Annotated in this window: 17 protein-coding genes; all 17 read left to right on the forward strand. The window is 43.6% G+C overall.

The window, feature by feature from the left end:
- Positions 1-191 precede the first annotated feature (191 nt).
- The 17 genes from DWY07_RS06730 to DWY07_RS06810 all read left to right on the forward strand — a co-directional run bounded on the left by DWY07_RS06730 (position 192) and on the right by DWY07_RS06810 (position 21,498).
- A complete protein-coding gene (locus tag DWY07_RS06730; RefSeq protein ID WP_117808569.1) occupies positions 192-704 on the forward strand; it encodes an A24 family peptidase in 513 nt (170 codons plus the stop codon).
- Positions 705-738: 34 nt separating this feature from the next.
- Positions 739-1,698, forward strand: coding sequence for a hypothetical protein (locus DWY07_RS06735; RefSeq protein ID WP_117808570.1), 960 nt, complete (start codon positions 739-741; stop codon positions 1,696-1,698).
- A 50-nt stretch (positions 1,699-1,748) separates the two neighbouring features.
- The gene (locus DWY07_RS06740; protein ID WP_117808571.1) at positions 1,749-2,909 is read left to right on the forward strand and encodes a CpaF family protein; all 1,161 of its coding nucleotides are present in this window, start codon (positions 1,749-1,751) and stop codon (positions 2,907-2,909) included.
- An 18-nt stretch (positions 2,910-2,927) separates the two neighbouring features.
- Complete coding sequence (locus tag DWY07_RS06745; RefSeq protein WP_117808572.1) at positions 2,928-3,671, forward strand: type II secretion system F family protein; 744 nt, start codon at positions 2,928-2,930, stop codon at positions 3,669-3,671.
- Positions 3,672-3,674: 3 nt separating this feature from the next.
- Positions 3,675-4,991 carry a type II secretion system F family protein gene (locus DWY07_RS06750; RefSeq protein WP_021943395.1) on the forward strand — a complete coding sequence of 439 codons (1,317 nt, stop codon included), beginning with the start codon at positions 3,675-3,677 and terminating at the stop codon, positions 4,989-4,991.
- A gap of 57 nt (positions 4,992-5,048) precedes the next feature.
- Positions 5,049-5,219: a Flp1 family type IVb pilin gene (locus DWY07_RS06755; protein ID WP_117784748.1), complete on the forward strand. Its 171-nt coding sequence runs from the start codon at positions 5,049-5,051 to the stop codon at positions 5,217-5,219.
- Between the two features lie 18 nt (positions 5,220-5,237).
- The gene (locus DWY07_RS06760) at positions 5,238-6,626 is read left to right on the forward strand and encodes a DUF5702 domain-containing protein (protein WP_021943397.1); all 1,389 of its coding nucleotides are present in this window, start codon (positions 5,238-5,240) and stop codon (positions 6,624-6,626) included.
- Between the two features lie 254 nt (positions 6,627-6,880).
- Complete coding sequence (locus DWY07_RS06765; protein ID WP_118484732.1) at positions 6,881-7,633, forward strand: TadE family protein; 753 nt, start codon at positions 6,881-6,883, stop codon at positions 7,631-7,633.
- Positions 7,634-7,672: 39 nt separating this feature from the next.
- Complete coding sequence (locus DWY07_RS06770) at positions 7,673-8,146, forward strand: hypothetical protein (protein WP_117808574.1); 474 nt, start codon at positions 7,673-7,675, stop codon at positions 8,144-8,146.
- Positions 8,130-9,503 carry a DUF6382 domain-containing protein gene (locus tag DWY07_RS06775; RefSeq protein WP_117808575.1) on the forward strand — a complete coding sequence of 458 codons (1,374 nt, stop codon included), beginning with the start codon at positions 8,130-8,132 and terminating at the stop codon, positions 9,501-9,503. The genes DWY07_RS06770 and DWY07_RS06775 overlap by 17 nt, the downstream gene beginning before the upstream one ends.
- Positions 9,504-9,544: 41 nt before the next feature.
- On the forward strand, positions 9,545-14,143 hold the full coding sequence (locus DWY07_RS13200; RefSeq protein WP_173783998.1) for a prealbumin-like fold domain-containing protein: 4,599 nt from the start codon (positions 9,545-9,547) through the stop codon (positions 14,141-14,143).
- Between the two features lie 245 nt (positions 14,144-14,388).
- A complete protein-coding gene (dnaX, locus tag DWY07_RS06785) occupies positions 14,389-16,128 on the forward strand; it encodes a DNA polymerase III subunit gamma/tau (protein ID WP_117822531.1) in 1,740 nt (579 codons plus the stop codon).
- 40 nt (positions 16,129-16,168) lie between these two features.
- Positions 16,169-16,519, forward strand: coding sequence for a YbaB/EbfC family nucleoid-associated protein (locus DWY07_RS06790; protein ID WP_008400312.1), 351 nt, complete (start codon positions 16,169-16,171; stop codon positions 16,517-16,519).
- Positions 16,519-17,115: a recombination mediator RecR gene (gene recR / locus DWY07_RS06795; RefSeq protein WP_021944222.1), complete on the forward strand. Its 597-nt coding sequence runs from the start codon at positions 16,519-16,521 to the stop codon at positions 17,113-17,115. Before DWY07_RS06790 ends, recR begins: the two co-directional genes overlap by 1 nt.
- Before the next feature lie 50 nt (positions 17,116-17,165).
- Entirely contained in the window at positions 17,166-18,239 is a 1,074-nt protein-coding gene (locus tag DWY07_RS06800) for a 6-phosphofructokinase (protein WP_021944221.1), read from the forward strand.
- An 89-nt stretch (positions 18,240-18,328) separates the two neighbouring features.
- Complete coding sequence (locus DWY07_RS06805) at positions 18,329-18,829, forward strand: hypothetical protein (protein ID WP_021944220.1); 501 nt, start codon at positions 18,329-18,331, stop codon at positions 18,827-18,829.
- Positions 18,826-21,498, forward strand: a complete 2,673-nt coding sequence (locus tag DWY07_RS06810; protein ID WP_117822532.1) for a hypothetical protein — start codon at positions 18,826-18,828, stop codon at positions 21,496-21,498. Before DWY07_RS06805 ends, DWY07_RS06810 begins: the two co-directional genes overlap by 4 nt.
- Positions 21,499-21,502 lie beyond the last annotated feature (4 nt).

Below are 21,502 nucleotides of genomic sequence, written 5' to 3' on the forward strand. Positions count from 1 at the left end.
GAAGCACAAACTTCAGAAATTACATAAGAATCAGAAAAAGATCTGTTACGGCAGGTCTTTTTTTGTTGCCTGAAAAGGGATAGATAAATGTGTGCAAAACTGACAGATATTAAATGATTGTGTCAAGTTAAGAATGGTAAAAATTAGTTTATTTTCTGCGTATTTACAATGTTTTTTCGGGATGGTAACGTATGGATACGCTGATGGCAGGACATCAGAAAAATGAAAAAAAGGAGAGTGATACAGCGTTTGTTTTTGAGAAGACATTAATGATCCTGTTGGTAAGTGCAGCAGTAGTTCTGGATTTCAAGACATGGAGGATTCCGAACTGGCTGGTATTGATCGGGATGGAAACCGGGATATTTGTGACGATCCAGAGAGAGGGCTGGAGAATGGGAGGCATACAGGTGGTACTTGGTATTGTCCTTCCGGTTGCATTGCTGTTCCTTCTGTATCAATTTGGATTCCTGGGAGCCGGAGATATCAAGCTGTTTGCAGCCCTTGGTGCATTTATCGGAATGGAGGTCTGGCGGATCGTTCTGTATTCGTTTCTGTTTGGTGGGGTTTTGTCTTTGCTGTATATGGTAAAGAATGTATGGATCCCATGGCTGAAGCATCGAAGACGAAGACGGCACCGAAGGAATAAGATCCATTTTTCCATGGCAATATTACTGGGATGTCTGTTGTATTGCCAATGGGGTTGATATTTGAAGAAAGAAGCTGGGAAAGGAGGAAAAAGTGCGGCAGTTAAAACTTGGCATAGTTGGAATGGAATCAAACTATGTGATCGGGTTGATGAATTACATTAATGCAGATAAAAGAAATCCATTCTTCGCAATGGCATTTTCGACAGAAGAACGATTGGAAAATTATCTGAAGGAGCACACATTAGATGCGCTGTTGTATGAAGAAAGCATGATGCCTGTGATCGTAGGACTTCCGGAAGGAAAAAATATTTGTACGATCAAGCTGGCGGAGCAGGCACCGGATAAGACGGAGAAAGAAGCAATTTACCGGTATCTGAGTGTGGAAGAAATACTGAAGCGGGTGTTGAGGATCATAAAAGCGGAGGAGGCAGAAGGAAAATGGGAGTTATTTGCGACTTATGCAGTTATCTCCCCAATCGGCAGGTCGGGTAAGACCAGACTGGCAAAAAGCATCTGCCTGATGGACGAGGTACGTGGTGGGCTGTATATCGGGATGGAAGCATATGGAGAAAGGAAGCAGGAAACTTCGGAGACAGTAACGGATAAGACTTGTGGTATGTCTGAGCTTGCATATTTGATCCGAATACAATCAGGGCAGATTTTTGAATATCTGGATAAAAGTGTGGTTGTGGAAGGAGGGATTAGCATGATCGCGTCACCGGAAGTATATCTGGATATCAGAGAACTGAACCGGTCGGATGTGAGCTGGTTCATAAAGAAGCTGATTGCATATGGACGATACACAACGATCGTATTTGATATTGATGGCAGCGTGCTTGGAGATATTACGATACTTGGTGAGTTCGATCATGTATTTGTTCCGGTTCTGGATGGCGGGTATGCAGAAGAAAAGGTTGCGGCATTTCAAAGATTGTTGGAGAAACAGGAATTACAGAAGGTAGTCATGCGGATGCAGCAGGTCGTTGTACCGGATCATGCATATGACAGTGCGGAGATGATGCAATTGGCGGGAAGGCTGGTGGGGATATAAGCCCAGAGGACAGAAAGAAATTAAAAGAGCACGTTCTGGAAGAACTGGATATGTCTCAGGAGATCATAGATGAGAAGGTTCTGGAACTGATCGACCGATCGCTTCTGGAACATCCGGATATCGGATATGTCAGTCTGGAAGGACGGATTCGGTTGAGAAAGGAATTGTTCAATGCGGTCAGACGGATGGATGTGTTATCAGATTTGTTAGAGGATGACAGCATAACGGAGATCATGATCAATGGGTACGATCAGATCTTTGTAGAGAAAGATGGACGTATTCAGTCCTTTTCCCAGAGCTTTGAGAGCGAAGATCGTCTGGCATCGATTATTCAGCAGATCGTAGCCGGATGTAACCGCTTAGTGAACGAAGCAGTCCCGATCGTAGATGCCAGACTGCCGGATGGTTCCAGAGTGAATGTGGTGCTGCCACCGGTCGCCCTTGATGGACCGACCATGACGATCCGTAAGTTCCCAAAAGAGAAAATGACGATGGAAAGGCTGATTGAACTTGGGGCTTTAGATGAGGAAACTGCCGGATTCCTGAAGCTGCTGGTAAAGGCAAGATACAACATATTTGTATCAGGAGGAACGGGAGCAGGAAAGACGACATTCCTGAATGCGCTGTCGGATTATATACCAAAGACCGAACGGATCATCACGATCGAGGATTCGGCAGAACTGCAGCTGCGTGATGTGGAGAATCTGGTACGGATGGAAACCAGAAATTCCAATGTGGAAGGCGAAAATGCGATCACGATACGGGATTTGATCAAGGCAAGTCTTCGTATGCGGCCGGACCGGGTGATCGTAGGTGAAGTCCGGGATTCGGCAGCGATCGATATGCTGACAGCAATGAATACCGGGCATGATGGAAGTCTTTCGACCGGCCATGCAAACTCAGCATATGACATGATCACAAGGCTGGAATCTATGGTGCTGATGGGAATAGAACTTCCGATGGAAGCTGTTAGGCGGCAGATCGCTTCGGCTGTGGATATTATCATTCATCTGGGAAGACTCCGGGATGGATCCAGAAAGGTAACAGAGATCTGTGAAGTAACAGGAATAGAGAATGGACAGGTTCAGTTGACGTCACTTTATGAATTTGAAGAACAGGCAGAGAAAGGCAGGAAAACCGTTCAGGGATATTTGAAAAAGAAGGCAGCTTTGCAGAACAAGGAGAAATTGAAACGGGCAGGGCTGGAATAGGAAAGGAGGGGCCAGGATGTGAAAACAGATTATACACGATACCGGTTATCTTTGATGGAAAACATTGTTTTTGGAATGGGATATCTGGTTGCGGCAGCAGTGGTATGCATTATATTTTATGATTCATTTCTTCCGCTGATTCTGATGCTGCCCACGGGTGTATATGTGCGAAGGCTGTTTGAAGAATACAAAAGGAAGAGGAGGCAGCAGGAATTATATCTTCAGTTTAAGGATATGGTGCAGGCACTTGCCGCCAGTCTCAGCGTCGGATATTCATTTGAGAATGCTTTTATAGCAGCACATGAGGAGCTGACACGGACATACGGAAAAGATGCGCTGATCGTCCGGGAGCTTGTATTGATCATGCATGAGATCCGCTTACATAAGAACATAGAAGATGTTCTTGCGGATTTTGGAGAACGCTCCGGTATCCGCGAGATCCATAATTTTTCCCAACTGGTTGCTGTGGCAAAAAGGACAGGCGGCAATATGGTACAGATCATGAAAACGACTGCGGCTGGAATTGCCCGAAAGGTAGAAGTGGAAATGGAGATTGCGACTATGATCGCAGCAAAACGGTATGAACAGAGGATCATGCTGGTCATTCCTTTTCTGATCATTGGATATCTTCGTATGGTGAACCAGAGTTATATCTGTATTTTATATGAAGGAGTGGCAGGTCGGATCGTGATGACATTATGTCTGCTGGCAGGAATCATTTCATATTTCTGGAGCAGAAAACTGATCAATATTGGAGTGTGATGGATGATGAGAGAATTAAAAAGACCGGTTGGCAGCTTTCTGTACCGGAAGATACATAGGTTTTTGAATATGAGAACGATCCGGGAACGGATGCGAAAGATCCATGTTGTACCGGAGGATGAACTGACTCGGTTATGTGAGGAATATTGTATCCGAATCCTGTCGAACAGTCTGCTGGTATTTTTTGGAACATTGGTCTTATCCGTTGGTCTGGCAGTATATATGAACCGGACAAAGACTTCGATTGTATTGAACAGGGAATCCTACGGTGGAGATGAAACAGTCACGCAGTTGGAAACAGAGATCAATGGTGAAAAGCAGATGATATCTGTGGATGTGCTTCCGTTGACCTATGATGCAGAGAGCATTGAAGAGGCTTTTGATAAAGGATTTGCTTACATTGATTCCGTATATTTGGGAACAAACGAGAATGCAGATCATATTACGGAGGATCTGGAGCTGATCGATTCTGTTGATGAACTGGGACTCCGGGTTTCATGGGAGATTGAAGATGAAAGCGATATTGTTGATTACCGAGGCGAGATCATTGATCATCGGCTGGATGAACCGGTTCTTGTAAATCTGGTGGCAACTCTGTCTTATGAAGATTTTTCGGCATCCAGAAACTATCCTGTAAAGGTTGCAGGCAGGGAAAAGAATGAGACGGAAAAGGCAATAGAGACGATTCAGGAGGCGTTAGATATGCTACAGCGTAAGTCAGATACTTCATCATTGGTTCTTCCGGAGACAGTTGCGGGATATCATCTGCAGCATACCGGTACGATGCGGCTTCCGGTACTGGTATTTGTTCTTGGAGGGATATTCAGTATTTTGCTCGTCTATAAAGAATATTCGGATATACGGACGAAGGAGAAAAAGAGAAATGAGGAGTTGCTTATGGCGTACCCATCTTTTGTGGATCTGATGAGCCTTTATATGGGAGCCGGATTAACGGTGAAGGGGTCTCTGAGTAGAGCTGTGGTGCAAAGTGACAGCCCGGTTCTGGCAGAGGAGCTGAATTATACATTGAATGAGATACAGTCGGGAATTCCGGAAACAGAAGGCTATTACCGGCTGAGCAACCGGCTGGGCCTTCCGGTTTATCAGAAGATATTTACTCTTTTGTCACAGAATATCAAAAAAGGGACAAGGGATATCCTGAATCTGCTGGCAGAAGAGGAGGCTGCTGCATTGCAGTTAAAAAAGGAGCTGGCAAAACGAAAAGGAGAAGAGGCGGGAACAAAGCTTTTATTTCCGATGATTCTTCAGTTAGGAATTGTAATGATCATAGTGATAGCCCCGGCATTGCTGGGATTTTAAAAGAACAAAAAGAAGGAGGAAACGGCAGTGGAATAGTCATTGCTGACAATAAAGAGTATGAGAAATGTGAAGAATTTTTTATTAGATGAAAGTGGAATGGGAGTTGTAGAGATCCTTTTGATCACAGTTGTATTGATCGCCATGGTACTTATCTTTCAGGAGAAGATTACAAGTCTTGTGAACAAGATCTGGACCTCGATCGGTAAGAGTGCGAAGAAGATTTATTAGTAAGGAGACTCTGCAGATTTGAAAAATAACGGACAGATTACAGTATTTTTAAGTCTGGTGCTGGTCAGCCTGCTGGGATTATTTCTGGCAGCAGTTGAGATTACAGGAATCTACATGAACAGGGCACGGGTGGCAGAAGCTGCCCGTGGTGCATCCCTCCATATACAGGCAGAGTACCAGTCCCGGATATTTGATCGGTATCACTTGTTATTACTGGATAAAAGCTATATGGGTTATGGTGAAGGAATGCTGGAGGAACGGGTATCTGATTATATGGACTATACACTCTCCGGCTATGGATTTGCTGTAGAGGATGCCTGCCTGACAGATGTGAGAACGGTGGTTGCTGATGATTGCTATGACTTAAAAAAACAGATAGAGGAATATATGACGCTGTATTTGGAAACAAAGGCACTGGAAACGATAAGTGAAGATCTGGCATATGACAATGCGGATGCTGAAGAGGTAGCAGAGGAGATACGGAATGGAAAGAGCGAGGAAACAGAACAGGAAGGTAACTGGCAGGGAGAGGATCCCAGAAAACTGTTGGAACAGGAGCTTGGGATCGGATTGCTACAGCTCGTTCTTCCATCCGGAAAATCTGTATCACAAACGAAAGTATCCATGCAGGATGTACCATCGACTGCATGTGGAAAGGAAAATGTTCAGGAGAGCATGGACACTTCTTTTTCGGATATTGACCGGTTGGAAGCAGAGCTTGGAAAGGTTCGTGGGACAGGAAAATCGGAATTAGGCACGGATATCAATGGGATTCTTTACGCGATGGAGTGCTTTAAAAATGTTACGGACGCGGAGCTGGATAACTGCGTATTCCAGTGTGAAGTGGAATATCTGATCGCAGGGAAGGACAATGACTATGATAATCTGACCTGTGTTGTAAACCAGATCATACTTCACAGACTTCCGGTTAATATGGCGGTACTGTTATCGGATGCAGAGAAAATGGCGGAAATAAGCAGTATGGCAGCGACACTTGCACTTGTACCGGGCATTACATATGGAGCAGCAAAATATCTGCTTGCAGCCTGTTTTTCCTATGGAGAAACGATACTTGAGATACGGACATTGTTGGCGGGAGGAAAGATTCCCCTGATCAAGAAGGCAGCAGACTGGAAGCTGGATCTTGCGCATATAGGGAATCTCACCAGTGTAGAGCCGGCATCCGGTCAGACAGAAAAAGGACTGGATTATGAAGCGTTTCTGATGCTGTTATTAGCAGAGAAGAATAACAGAATGTACTATCGGATGTGTGATCTGATCCAATTAAATACTGCACTTGTCCAGGATGGATTTCTTATTACAAACTGTGTGGATGCATTTACGATCGATATTGATATTACAAAAGGGAAACGGTCGTATGCAACTTCGGTCAGTGCAGTTTATTAAATATAAAACATAGAAATATCAGATGGAAAGGATGGTGTTATATGCTCTCTTATTATATATTTTGGCTGCAGTCTATTATCCATGCGGTGGCATATTCCATTTCCAAAAATAATAAAATCAAAAGAATTTCTCCGTCTCTCCAAGACCTGAACAGAAAACATTTGAGCAGACAGTATGGTAAGAGAGTGTATAAGACCATTCCTTTCTTTCAGAGGATATTTTGTATATGGAACAGGCAGGAGGGTAGTGCCACGGTGGAGGCAGCCCTGATCCTGCCGCTTTTTATCATGGCAGCAGTTGTGTTTTTCTGGATGGGAAATCTGTTGCAGACACGGTTGATCGTCTATGATGCCATGCAGGACACTGCGCAGTGCCTGGCGGAATATCAATATGCGTATTCATATGTACAGGATGAAAAAACAGTGGATTTACCGGGGAACGGTGTCAATGTTCTGACAGCAAAAGAAAGACTGCAGCATTATCTGGATATATCCCCGGTGGATGCTTCCTGTATTGTGGGTGGAACCGGAGGGATTCTGGTTACAAGATCAGCTTACAGTGAAGCAGATGGCTGCATTGATCTTAAGCTGCGATATAAACTGCAGATCAATGTCCCATTTTTTGGAGAACTGACTTGGAAGGTTCAGGAACAGATCCGGCAGCGTGCATTTATCGGTATGCAATTAGAAAATAATGAGACAGAAGAAAATAGATACGTTTATATCACGGAGACCGGAGAGGTCTATCATACCAGCAGAACCTGTTATCATATAAAACTTACGATCCGGCAGATTCCGGATGGAGAGCTTTCTGATAGGTATCAGAATCTGTCTCCTTGTGAGCGGTGTGCGGAGGGCAGGACGACGGATGGAACGGTATATATAACGGAGACGGGAGACCGATACCATCTCTCTGTTTCCTGTTCTGGATTAAAACGAACGGTTATGCGTGTCAAACAAAAGAATGTTGGAAACATACCACCATGCAGCAACTGTGGTAACGGATGAAATTCTTGTAAGGGTGCAGGAACAGGAAAGGTGAAAGATATGAATTCTGGGAAAAAGGATGATCGTGGAACGATCGTGATCGAAATGTGCATTATTATGCCAATCGTGATCACTGTTATATTTGTTGTTATCAATATGATGATTGTGCAGTTGAATAACGGAATTGCAACCGGCGAGGCATATCATGTGGTCTGTAATCGGGAACGATATATGTCTGGAAGTGGAAACAGCGCAGAGGATACATTGAATCAGGCGTTAGATCAGATGGTCAGGCCATCCATGCAGCATCTGGATGAACTGGAAACAAGCGTGCGCTTTCGTCCTTCTGGAAATGCGTTACTTTCCGGTATAACAGGAACCATAGATGCAGTTATCAAATATGAAGAGCTGCACCCGGGAATTGGACTGCTGACAGATAAAAAGGCAACACAGAGAAAAGTAAAGATTGAGAAAGAAATCCGGGATATCAGCAATAATCTCAGGAGGTGGCAGTTGTATGGAAAAACATTATGACACTGATGGGATAAATGTATATCTGATGCTTACCGACACCGATTATCAGGTCTCCTATGAAACCAAAATGCTTCAGAACAACTTCATCCCATATGTTCTTCCATTTAACGTGATGTTCATAGATGGAGATGCGATTCCTTGTTATGAGGTTAACGGACTGACAGAATTTGCAGTAATAGAGCAGACGATCACGATAACTCCGGTGCTTATATTACAACTGTTTCAGGAACTGGTTATGGTATTTCACCAGCTTGGCAGATATTTGCTGTCCGTTAATAATCTGATCCTGGTGGAAGATTGTATCTTTTATGATATAGCGCAGAAATGCTTTGGTTTTATCTATCTTCCGGGATATCAGAGTGGGGTCCGGGAGCAGATGCGGAGGCTGTTAGATCAGATGATATGCAGGATGGATCATGCAGACCGGGCGGGCAGTGACCGGGTATATGATCTGTATCAGAAGATCATGGATGCAAATTATGATCTTGAAAAGCTGGTAGATTTTTTTACAGAATTCCGCACGGAAGAAAGCGGCGATACAGATGGTACGGGAAATACAGATATATATAGAACGGAAGAAACGGGCAAAACTGAGGAAGAGGAAGAGGCAGCAGGACTGGCTGCATTTTTGAGAAAAGAACCAAACCGGAATAAATGGAAGAAATCGAACCGGAACAGGACGATAGTACAGAGTGACATTGACGATGATAAGACATCGGTTCGGACGATCGTGTATAAGACGGTCGTTATTGCCTGTATGCTTGCAACGGCGTTGTTTGGGATCAGCTATGGATGGATGCAGTACCGGGCAAATGGACGGATCCAACATATGAAACCTTTATTCGGTGTATGCATCTTACTGGCAGTGGAATTATTTGTCTGGATGGAGCTGTTCTTAACAGATCAGACTGAAAAAGAAGAGGAGGTTGTTGAACCTTGTATACAGGAACAGGATATAACTATATTTCCGGCAGCAGCGGATGGAAATGGACAACCCACAGCCGGTGATACACAACAGGAGACAACCATACTTCCGGCAACCGATCCGGTATGCATGTTAGTTCCGGTTGGAGGGCAAGCGGAAGCTACATCGAATCCGGTGATCTGTCTGGATACACTTCCAAGATTGATTGGACGTGGGGATATGGCAGATTTTTGTATTTCCGATAAGTCTGTGAGTCGGGTTCATAGCAGGATCCGATATGTCGATCATAAATATGTACTGGAGGATATGGGTTCGACAAATGGGACATATGTAAATGGTTATCCACTGCGAGTGGACTATCCGGCAGTGGTATTGCCCGGAGATATTATTTCATTTGGGAATATAGAATATGAGCTGCGGGCTCAAATATAGGAAGGAGGAAACAGCTTTTTCTGGGAAGCTGACAGAAATATATGAAACAATACGGAAATAAAATTTTACTGATCGTACTGGTGGGAATTCTTCTGCTGATAAATCTGCCATTCCATGCGATCCTTCAGACAGCATCCATGGGAGGAGATGCGGAGCAGGCGGTAACGCAGTTGTTTGAAAAGAATGCGACAGCAACGGATACGGATGCAGACAGGGCAACTCCGGAGGATGCAGACAGAGCAACTGTGGAAGATGCAGATGGGGTGGCTGCGAAAGCTGTAGATGGGGTGGCTGCAGAAGATACCGACAGAGCAACCTCGGAAGATGCAGATGCGATGACCACGCAGGATATAGCATTATCATATGAAGATCAGGCAAAACAGATCGCTACGATCTCAGATGCTATATCGAGAGATGTATATACTCCGGATATGAAAGTAGAAATAAAGAAAGAGAAAAAGTCGTATATATTTAATATAGATGCATTGGCGACGGTAATGTCCTTTCCGATGTTATATTCAGAATTTGTCGTTGGATACAGACTGGGAAGAACAAAAGCGGGAGATACCTGCAGAGATTTCCGGATCTTCAGGTATCATAGTATTACGGATTGTGAGAAGCTGTTTTCCGTATATTGTGGAGACAAGGAGCTGGATGTTCCGTGGTATGGAGAATATGTTTCGGATGGAAAGCATTTGCAGGGAACAGCAGCAACTGTATACAGTGATGATACGACAGATGGTTATATACATGCAGGCAGCGGACTGTTAACAGCCGATATCCGGAAAGCATTGTATCAGGGATATAAGAACAGGCAGTCTCAAAGCGCATTACAGGATAATCTGAATGCTATCCGGCATCATGGAAAAAGCATGAGCGGAGAAGTTCCATATACGAGAGCACAGGCAGAGATCCGGATCGGAACAGAAACTCCAAAGACAGAGCAGATTGATATATCACCGGGGCAGCCGGAGACGCGATGGAAATACCGGTATACCATACACATGGAAGAAGAGAGTTTGTTAAGCACTGTGTCTCCGGATGGAGTATATGCAAAAAGAACGAAGATGCGTACGGTCACAGGAGGTCAGAATGCGTTTCGTATCATAGTGCCGGATACAGATATTAAACTGTGGGTATGTACGGACTGGAAAGGTTCGATTGCAGATACGGACTGGAAAGCATACCGGTCAGGAGAAGAAGCTGTATTAAAGGCAGGAAGCAGATATTTCTTTACTGCCGGTACGGATAAGAAGGGTGTGAGCAGACTGTCAAAGACCTTTGCCGAACGGGATGGGTTTACAGCTTATGCTGTCTGCCCGGACAACAAAGAGATTCAGACCTGCTTTGCAGGTGTGCTTTATGAATATGCAATGGAGATGGTGATTAACTGGGGAAGTGAATTAAAAACCGGAAAACTGCATCTGACAAAGCTTGGTGATGGTTCCTTGAATAATCTGAAAGGAATAAAATTTTACCTTTATAAACTGGACGAGCCATTTGCAGATCTGTCAGAGGGGAAAGCGGTAAAGATCGGAACATATACGGTTAATTCCAAAGGAAAAGGTGTGCCAACTTATATTACGGAAAAAGGCAGATTTTATGGAGCAAAAAGTAATTATGCCGGAGAGGATATAGATGGATCCACATGCCGGAATATCTACAATCTGCCACCGGGCTATTATATGCTGCATGAGGATGCTGAACTGGCACTGGCAAGAGGATATCTGCCCGCGATAGACCATTATTATGAAATTACAGATAACCAGCTGGAATATGAGTTTGTCATTCAGAATGTCCGGGGCGGGCTCAGTCTTCAAAAAACCAGTGACTCTCCGGAACTTACAGGAGCAGATGGCAAAACGGATGCATATAGTCTGCAGGGAGCCAGATATAATGTGTATAAGGTTGGGAAAAAGAATGATACATCAACCGATGCTTATGTCTGCACCTTTACAACCGATGCATCCGGAAAAGGAATTGTTACAAAATATAATTCGGATGCAGGATATTATCCGGTATATGGTTCTGATAACCGGATATATGAAGTGCGCGGAGTTCCGGTTGGTTGCTGGTATTACATTGCGGAAACAGGGAAAAAGAAAGGGTGGAATGGAAATGAATATTCCTATGCCGGAGGTTATATTGTAAATAAAGAGGATAAAAAAGCGGCTTCCTACTATCAGAAGTGGATCTATCTGGATAAGGAGGATGGTGGAATCGGAGTTTCAGAAAATTTGGAGAAATATCCCAAGCAGCAGATCGATGTACTGGAATCGCCGATTACGATCGGAATTCAGCTTCATAAAAGCAGTGCGATGAAAGAAATTTCCGATATGGGTGGATATACATTTGCCGATATTCAGTATCAGGTATACATGGCGGACAAGAATGGAAGGCCGGGAACCGGAAATCTCTATGTAGGTACATTTACAGTGCAAAAGGATGGAACGGGAATTGTTACAGATATAAACACGAAATTTATTCCGACCGGAGGAAATAAAACGATCGTTTCGCTTAAGAAAAAAGGGACAGATACGATCTCCGGACTACCATGTGGAAGCTATTATGCAAAGGAAACAAAAACAAACCGCTATTACAGGCTGAATACAGATCCGGTAAAAAAAGAATGTCTGTCCAGTGGCGGAAGAGAAACAGGAAAAAAAGAGATCGAGCATGTGATCGAAGTTACAGATCAGCCAAATACCGGAGAACTGTATCTGGAAAAGAAGAGCGCCGGTGAAGAATGGACGGATGAAAATACAGCATATTCGTTATTACATGCAGAATATAGTGTTTATATGGTGTCAGGAAAGAATGCTCCATATAAAGAAGAAAATCAGGTTGGCATATTTACGACAGAAAAAATGAATGCGGCAAATACCGTGATCGGAATACCGGAGATTAGGAATTCCTGCGGAACCGGAAATGCATTCCGAATGATATCAGGAGAGGTCGTTTCCATTCAGGCAGATAAGAGTAAGCATTGTTTTACCGGATTGCCATTTGGCTGGTATGCAGTAAAGGAAAAGCGTGCTCCAAAAAATTACAAACTGGATGCGGATGTGCATTATATTTGTATATCCCCGGATACGGTGGAAAACAAGATTAATGCAACCATGCAGCTTGCAGAGAAAGAAATGGTATATCAGGGAAAACTGTCACTAACAAAATATGACAGAGAGAATGGAACCGGAACTGTAAAATATGGAGCATCTCTTGCGGATGCAGTCTTTCAGGTGCGGTATTATAAGGGACTCCTGCAAAAAACAGAATTGGCAGCATCTGCTGCATACCGAACCTGGTATATTAAGACAGTATATAACGAGCAGACCGGAAGTTATGAGGCAAAGCTGGATGCAGCTTATCTTACCGGACAGAGTGATCCTCTATTTACGGATAAAAAGACAGGTGCAGTAATTCTTCCGGCTGGAACCGTGGTCATAACAGAATACCAGCCACCAAAGGGGTATATGCTGCCGGGACATGGACAGGGGTATATCGAAGTAACCGGACTGACAGGAGAGAAACAGCAAATTACCGGAAATGAAATTGTACTTCATCTGGATGCAGGAAATCCGAATAAAGAGCTGCAGACTTTTTCTGTGGAGAGTGGGAATGTCATAGAAGCGGAACTGATAAAGGTGTACGAGCAGGCAGAACGGGTGGATATTGCATTTGACAAGATCAATGCAGGAACCAGAGAATCCATGCAGGGAATCGTATTTCGTATTTCGTTGCTGGATGAAGCAGGAAATCCTGTTGAGAGCCATATTGCGGTAACCGGAGCAAATGGACGTTTTGATTCGGCCGGACGCAAGGAAAGTGGTAAATTCAATATCAATGATGTTATCTATGAATACAACCAGACGCAGGAAGAAAGTGCATGGAAGGAATATGATATGACAGCCGGGATCTGGTTTTGTGGAGATGAGAGTACACAGAGGGAAGTTTTCGATGAAGATATTATGGCAGACGGAGCTACAAAAAGCGAAGAAAACACATCCATAAGAGAAGCTTCAGAAACAGAAAAAGCGGATCTGGGAGCGTTGCTGCCGGGAACTTACATGATCGAGGAGCTGCCTTGTAAAGGTAACCGGGGATTTGTAATAATGCAGCGTCAGATCGTGGACATTGATAATGCAGAGACAATCCGGGAGCTTGGTACATATGAAAATCAGTCTTCGGAAGATACAACAGAACAGACGACAACCGAAACCACGACCGGGGACACAACGGAGACAACAACCGAAGCTACGACCGGGGACACAACGGAAACCACAACCGAGTCTACAACCGAACAGACGACGGAGATCACGACCGAATTGACAACAGAAACCACAACTGGGGAGACAACCGAGATTACGACCGAGGACACAACGGAAACCACAACCGAGTCTACAACCGAACTGACGACTGAACAGACGACGGAGATCACAACAGAAACTACAACAGAGCTGACGACCGAACCGGACACCGGGGACAGGAAGAAACCACCGGTCAGAACCGGTGACTCGTCAGGAGTGATCCTGTTTTCATATATCGGGTTTGGAGCAATGCTTGGCGCAGTAATTCTTGTGATCATAAAAAGACGGCAGGGAAAACATGGAAAAGATAGACCGGGAAACAGGGAACATTGACAGAATGAAAACGGTACTTTTAAAATTATATAATATGGCTCGTTCGTGAACTTCATGTTCATCTCCAATGCCGGATGCCTGAAACAGAGGCGTCCGGCATTTTTACTATATAGAAAAGGCTGCCCTGTAAAGTAAATAAGTGCGCTATTATGGATATATTATTTAAAAGAGGACAAAAACTAATAATTGCTATCAATCACCATTTCGGATATAATATCTTTAGTTGTATTTTGGAGGAAACCGTCATGTCTTATATGGCATTATATCGTAAATGGAGACCGGATACTTTTGAAGAAGTAAAAGGCCAGGATCATGTTGTAACAACACTAAAGAATCAGATTATAAATAACAGGATCGGACATGCATTTCTCTTCTGCGGAACAAGAGGAACCGGAAAGACATCGATAGCAAAGTTGTTTGCAAAAGCAGTAAACTGTGAGCATCCGGTAAACGGAAGCCCATGCAATGAATGTGCGGCATGTCGTGCGATCGCAGATGGATCATCTATGAATGTGATCGAGATTGATGCAGCATCAAACAATGGTGTGGATAATATCCGTCAGATCCGGGAGGAAGTACAGTATTCACCATCAGAAGGAAAATATAAGGTATACATTATAGATGAGGTTCATATGCTGACACAGGGAGCGTTTAATGCTCTGTTAAAGACATTGGAGGAACCACCGTCTTATGTCATTTTTATACTTGCAACAACAGAATCCCATAAGATTCCGATCACAATATCTTCCAGGTGTCAGAAATACGAGTTCCGGCGGATCTCGGTGGAAACAATCAGTGACCGTCTGATGGAGCTGCTTGGAAGAGAACAGATTGCGGCAGAGAAAAAAGCAATTGATTACGTTGCCAAGGCTGCAGATGGATCAATGCGTGATGCACTCAGTATTCTGGATCAGTGTATCGCATTCAACATTGGCAAGGAGCTTACTTATGAAAATGTACTGGATACGATCGGAGCAGTTGATATCGATGTATTTGCCAGATTGTTAGATTGTGTGATTCGGCTGGATGTTGTCGGTGCCATCGATCTGGTGGATGAGGTAGTATGGCAGGGACGGGAATTGTCCAGATTTGTATCAGAATTTACATGGTTCCTTCGAAATGTATTGTTGGTGAAGGTTTCACCGGAGGCTGATCAGAAGCTTGATATGTCGGCGGAGAATCTGGAACGGTTAAGACAGCTTGCTGCACAGCTCGAAACAGATGCACTTATCCGGTATATCAATATATTTTCGGATACCTCTGCAAATATCAAATATGCAGTACAGAAGCGTATTGTTTTAGAACTTGCAGTGATCAAATTATGCAAGCCTGAGATGGAAACCGATTACAGCGCGCTTCTTGACCGGGTCAGAGTTCTGGAACAGAAGTTAGAGAATGGAGCCGCCGGATCGGTGGTTAGCGGGAATAATAACGGTGAAGGAAGCTCGGCATCGGCAGGCGTTACAGCATTGGCAGGCGAGGCAGTGCAGGGAGCCGGAGCAGTATCACAGGAACTGCTGGATCAGATCTGTGCAAGACTGAAGCAGGAAGGAATGCAGATAGGAAATGCACCTGCGATGGGAGGTGCAGAGATAGAAGCGGCATCGAAGAAGCTGTCCGAGCAACTGAAAAAAGAACTTCCGGAAGCAAATTACAATGAATTAAAAGAATTCGTAGAACAATGGGATATCATTATGGAAGGATATCAGAATATTACGAAGAAGTTTCTGGAAAAAGCAAGGATCAATATGAACGAAGCCAGAGATGGTCTGTATCTGGCATATGTCCAGAATGAAGAGAACAAGCAGGCAATCGCTTATTTTGAAGGAAAAGAGCGGATGGCGGCATTGCGAGAGCACATCGAACAGGTGACCGGCAGACAGGTGAAGATCGAACTGAAGGTCGTGTCGAAGAATAGTGAAGCGGCACAGGAGATCGAGGCGAATGACTTGTCGAAGATTAATTTTGCTATTCAGTATGAATAAAAATATAAAAAAGAGCTAAGAATCAAGGAGGATATATAAGATGGCTAAAAGAGGCGGCTATAACATGGGTATGATGCCTGGCAATATGAACAACTTAATGAAGCAGGCACAGAGAATGCAGAAGCAGATGGAGACAACAACCAAGGAGCTGGAGGATAAGATCTATGAATCTTCCGTTGGTGGCGGCGTTGTAACAGCAAAGGTTTCCGGTAAGAAAGAACTGATGGAGATCAAGCTGGATCCGGAGGTTGTTGATCCGGATGATATCGAGACATTAGAGGATCTGATCATTTCTGCAGTAAATGAAGCATTCCGTATGCAGGATGAAGATTATCAGGAGAATATGAATAAGATCTCCGGCGGTATGGGTCTTGGAGGCTTACCGTTCTAATGGATATATATGGTGGAGAAGTAAACCGTCTGATCGAAGAGCTTGGCAGACTTCCCGGTATCGGAGCAAAGACAGCACAAAGGCTGGCATTTTATATCATCAGTATGCCGGAAGAACGAGCACAGGCACTTGCCGATTCAATCGTAAATGCAAAGAAGAAGATTCGATACTGCAATAACTGTTATACGATCACAGACAGTGATCTTTGTCCGATCTGCAGATCTGCAAATCGGAATCATAAGGTGATCATGGTGGTAGAAACACCGAGAGATCTTGCAGCATATGAGCGGACGAATCAGTACGATGGTGTATATCATGTTCTTCATGGAGTGATCAATCCGGCACTCGGAATCGGACCTGCGGATATCAAGATCGCAGAACTGATGAAGCGGTTGCAGGGGGATGTGGATGAGCTGATTATTGCAACAGGCTCCGGTCCGGAGGGAGAAGCAACGGCGATGTATATATCAAAGCTGGTCAAACCGGCAGGGATCAAGGTCAGTAGGATCGCAAGCGGTGTACCGGTTGGCGGAGATCTGGAATGTATTGATGAAGTGACACTGCTCCGGGCATTGGAAGGACGCGTATATTTATAGGGACAATTAAATAGCATTTTACATAAAAAAGAAGAAAGAGGTGTTTAGGGATGTTGCGAGTTGGATTACTTACCAGTGGTGGCGATTGTCAGGCACTGAATGCAACCATGCGTGGTGTAGCAAAAGGATTGTACGAGTTATTTGATGAAGTAGAGATCTATGGTTTCCTGAATGGATATAAGGGCTTGATGAGAGCACAGTATATCAAGATGATGCCGGATGACTTCTCAGGCATTATGACAAAGGGTGGAACGATTCTTGGAAGTTCCAGACAGCCATTTAAGCTTATGGGTGAGCCTACAGAGGATGGTCTTGATAAGGTGAAATCCATGAAGGACACATATAAAAAACTCAAACTGGACTGTTTATGTGTATTAGGAGGAAATGGTTCCCAGAAGACAGCAAATCTGTTAAGTGAAGAGGGCTTAAATGTAATTGGTCTTCCAAAGACGATCGATAATGACCTCTGGGGAACCGATATGACATTTGGTTTCCAGAGTGCGGTAGATGTGGCAACACAGACGATTGACTGTATCCATACAACAGCAGCATCCCATAACCGTATCTTTATCGTAGAGATTATGGGTCATAAGGTTGGCTGGATCACATTACATGCCGGTATTGCAGGTGGAGCAGATGTTATCCTGATCCCTGAGATTCCGTATGATATCAAGAAGGTATACGAGGCAATCGACAAGAGAACAAAGAATAATAAAGGATTTACGATTGTTGCAGTAGCAGAAGGAGCAATCTCCAAAGAGGTTGCAGAGCTTCCAAAGAAGAAGAGAAAAGAAGCAATTGCAAATTCTCCGTATCCATCTGTTGCATATGAGATGGCGGACAAGCTCAAGGAGTTCACAACACAGGATATCCGCATTGCGATTCCTGGTCATACACAGCGAGGCGGAAGCCCATGTCCATATGACAGAGTGATTTCATCCAGATTCGGGGCAAAGGCAGCCGAGCTGATCAAAGCAAAGGATTTTGGAAAACTCGTTGTATTCAAGGACAATAAAGTAACTGCGATTCCGTTATCAGAGTCAGCAGGAAAACTCAAATATGTATCTCCGGACGATGATACCGTTCTTGCAGCAAAGACATTAGGTATCTCATTTGGTGATTAATTTCAGTTCAAATAAGAAATGGCAGTAACATAATCTCTCTGTCTGCATATATACTATATAGGAATAAGAATGCAGGCAGGGAGATTTATATGCAGAATGAATTTAAATACATTCCATATGACAGAAAGGATACGAATATCCGTGGATTGATAAAAAATGGAAATGTATATAATCTGACACGGAGCATGTCGGGGCTTTTGCTGCCGGATGATCCAAATGAGGAACAGTCAAGAGCAGAAAAGGACTGGGCCTATCTGAAGGAAATGTATCCGGAACGGGTACGGCGTATCAGTGCAATGGTGGAAGAAGAATGTGATAAATTAGAATATGCAGGAAGCCCGATGTTTGCGGAATATCCAGATCCGGAGGTGATCCGTAAGATCGCACGGGATGTCTATGCAGAGCTTCCGGATCCATATGTAGATATTCATCTGGATATGGAGGCTGCGCCATCTGAACCACCGTATGTTCCAAAAGGAAAAGGCTGTGGTAACTGCATGATGCGGAATCTGATAGAAACATTGATCTGTAATGAATTTTACTGTAGACGGGAACGCTACAGAAGATGTAGGAGACGATTTTACCTGTGAAGAAAATAGGAACACTTGTTATAAGAATAATAGTAATGGCAGTTTTCTTTGTGATTACTATTTTTTTAGTTGATAAATTTCAGAATAGACAGTATAAGAATCTGGCAATGGAGATGGAAAATGCCACCTTGCCTTTAGTATATGTAGACTATGAGGGCAGATATATCAACTGCCTTCATGGCTATACAACCGTAGTCGATACAACGATGCTTCGTGACTGTATTACTCCGGTGACAGATGACAAAAAAGTAACGTTTGCAGTAGATGACAAAAATGGTTATGCAAAGACCTACAGCTATGAGCTGCGGTCGATCTCAAGCGATTCTCTGATCGAGAACGGAGATCTGACATCCGATACAGAGGAGAATGGATACCGGATATTTGATATTGATATCCGTATGGATATCAAGCCGGATACGGAATACATGCTGATATTCAAATTAGATGGAGCGGATGGACAGACCGTACGCTACTATACCCGTATCGTTGTAAATGACAATTATCATGCGTCCGAGCTTCTGGACTTTGTGGAACAGTTTAATGCTTCGACATTTGACTACGAGGCAAATGAAGAAGGATCCTTTATCTATCCATACATGCAGGCATACAAAGGACAGGATGATGACAGCCTTTCTATGGGACATCTGAATCTGACAAGCAGCTACAAAGAGCTTGTCTGGAGTGGAGTGAATCCGGTTCGGATAACTTCGATCATTCCACAGATCAAGGAAATTGATGTCAATTATGCAGTAATTGAACTGGATTATGTGACCATGGCAGAAAACACCGATGGCGAGTCAGATTATTATTCGGTCAGGGAATATTATCGTGTCAGCTATAAAGAGCCAGAGACAGAAGACGATACAGAAACAGCCACCGGAGCAGAGGATGCTGAAGCATCAGAGGATACCGGGGAAGCAGATAACGCAGGCACAATATCCGTTATGAACTTTGATCGTTATATCGACGAGTATTTCAACCGGACAGGTGTCGATAATAAAAATAATGTGTATGAGATCGGGGTTGTTCTTGACGAAAAGCTGGATTATCGTTACAGCTCAGATAATAAGAAAATCGGTTTTGTCAGAAACGGACAGCTCTGGCTGTATAATTATTCAGAAAATCAGATCTCCATGGTATTTGGATTCTGGATGGATGATGTGGAAAATGTCAGAAACACATACAACAATTATGGTATCAATATGATCTCCATGGACGATGATGGCAATATGATATTTGCAGTATATGGCTATATGAACCGTGGTGCTCATGAAGGAAAGCTGGGAATCAGTCTGTGTTCTTACGATGCAGCAGAGCAGGAGGTTACGGAGCTGGTATTTGCAGAATGTAATGAACCATATGCAGCCATGAAAGATGAAGTGTCCAGACTGACCTATTATGATGGAACAAACTTTTATTTTATGCTTGGCAACAAGGTGAACTGTATTAACGTGGAAGCAAAACAGTTATCCTATTATGTAGATCATGTATCGCTCGATCATGTATATGTATCCGATGATATGCAGGTAATGGCATATGATTCATCGGATCAGGCAGCCGATAATGCGACATTGACGCTGGTTAATTTTGCAACCGGACAGACCTATACGCTGGATGCGGGAGCAGGAAAGAGTCTGGTCTGCTATGGATTTAAGAACCGGGATCTGATATATGGGATCTGTAATACGGCTGACAGTGATATTTCTATAGATAAAGATTCCTTTGCAAAAAAGAATCTGAGTGAAAAGGTATACAGCCGGATCCCATCATACAAATTATTTATCGTGGATGAAAATGGAAACCAGATCAAAGAATATCAGAAGGACGACAATTATATCATAGATATCAGCGTAGAGGATGATCTGATCTATATGACCAAAGGATCCAAGAAAACAGACAGATTCCGGTTGGCAGAGGATGACTTTATCACCTATAAAGAAAGCGACGATGTAAAACGAGTTGATATCACGACAAAAACAACATCAGGAATTGCGAAGCTGTATTTTACAGTACCGTCAAACATATATCTGACCTATATTCCGTATCTGAATATCACAAAGAACACGGTGGGAGATCGTTCATCAGATATGCTGATCACGGTAGAAGATGAATATGCAGGCTATATGGTATATGATAATCTGGGACTGACCGGAATCTATGAAAAGGCAGGAGATGCAATCAACCGGGCAACGCAGATCGCAGGTATTGTTGTTTCCAAGGATGGAGAAATCGTATACAGGCAGTCGGAGATGCAGGCTTATAATACGATCGCATCGTCAATCTATCACCAAAGCTCCGGCAGTGTGGATGCATCCTTGTGGGATTGTGTATATATGACACTGATCTATGAGGGTGTGACTGATCTCACATATGAAGATATGAAAGCATCCGGTACAGATCCGGTACAGGTGCTGACAGAGCTTGGAAAATATCCGGGAGCAGATATTTCAGGAATCTCGCTGGATCTGGTATTTGGATATATCAGTAATGGTATTCCGGTTATCAGTCGTATCAATGATGGAAGATATGTAATGGTCGTAAGCTATAACAGTGAAGCGGTTCGTTATTATGATCCGGTACTGGATACAGAAGTCCGGGTATCAAGAAAAGAATATGAAGCTGCCATGAGTCAGGGAAATAATGAACTGTATTCCTATGTTCAGGAGTAGAAAT

The organism is Clostridium sp. AF23-6LB (assembly GCF_003461085.1).
Classification (GTDB): Bacteria; Bacillota; Clostridia; order Lachnospirales; family Lachnospiraceae; genus Coprococcus; species Coprococcus ammoniilyticus.

What these genes read in the sequence shown, in the direction of transcription:
- recR (WP_021944222.1), top strand. Translation starts at nt 16,519, where the DNA reads ATGGATATATATGGTGGAGAAGTAAACCGTCTGATCGAAGAGCTTGGC.
- DWY07_RS06740 (WP_117808571.1), top strand. Translation starts at nt 1,749, where the DNA reads ATGTCTCAGGAGATCATAGATGAGAAGGTTCTGGAACTGATCGACCGA.
- DWY07_RS06750 (WP_021943395.1), top strand. Translation starts at nt 3,675, where the DNA reads ATGATGAGAGAATTAAAAAGACCGGTTGGCAGCTTTCTGTACCGGAAG.
- DWY07_RS06790 (WP_008400312.1), top strand. Translation starts at nt 16,169, where the DNA reads ATGGCTAAAAGAGGCGGCTATAACATGGGTATGATGCCTGGCAATATG.
- DWY07_RS06770 (WP_117808574.1), top strand. Translation starts at nt 7,673, where the DNA reads ATGAATTCTGGGAAAAAGGATGATCGTGGAACGATCGTGATCGAAATG.
- DWY07_RS13200 (WP_173783998.1), top strand. Translation starts at nt 9,545, where the DNA reads ATGAAACAATACGGAAATAAAATTTTACTGATCGTACTGGTGGGAATT.
- DWY07_RS06800 (WP_021944221.1), top strand. Translation starts at nt 17,166, where the DNA reads ATGTTGCGAGTTGGATTACTTACCAGTGGTGGCGATTGTCAGGCACTG.
- dnaX (WP_117822531.1), top strand. Translation starts at nt 14,389, where the DNA reads ATGTCTTATATGGCATTATATCGTAAATGGAGACCGGATACTTTTGAA.
- DWY07_RS06805 (WP_021944220.1), top strand. Translation starts at nt 18,329, where the DNA reads ATGCAGAATGAATTTAAATACATTCCATATGACAGAAAGGATACGAAT.
- DWY07_RS06730 (WP_117808569.1), top strand. Translation starts at nt 192, where the DNA reads ATGGATACGCTGATGGCAGGACATCAGAAAAATGAAAAAAAGGAGAGT.
- DWY07_RS06755 (WP_117784748.1), top strand. Translation starts at nt 5,049, where the DNA reads ATGAGAAATGTGAAGAATTTTTTATTAGATGAAAGTGGAATGGGAGTT.
- DWY07_RS06775 (WP_117808575.1), top strand. Translation starts at nt 8,130, where the DNA reads ATGGAAAAACATTATGACACTGATGGGATAAATGTATATCTGATGCTT.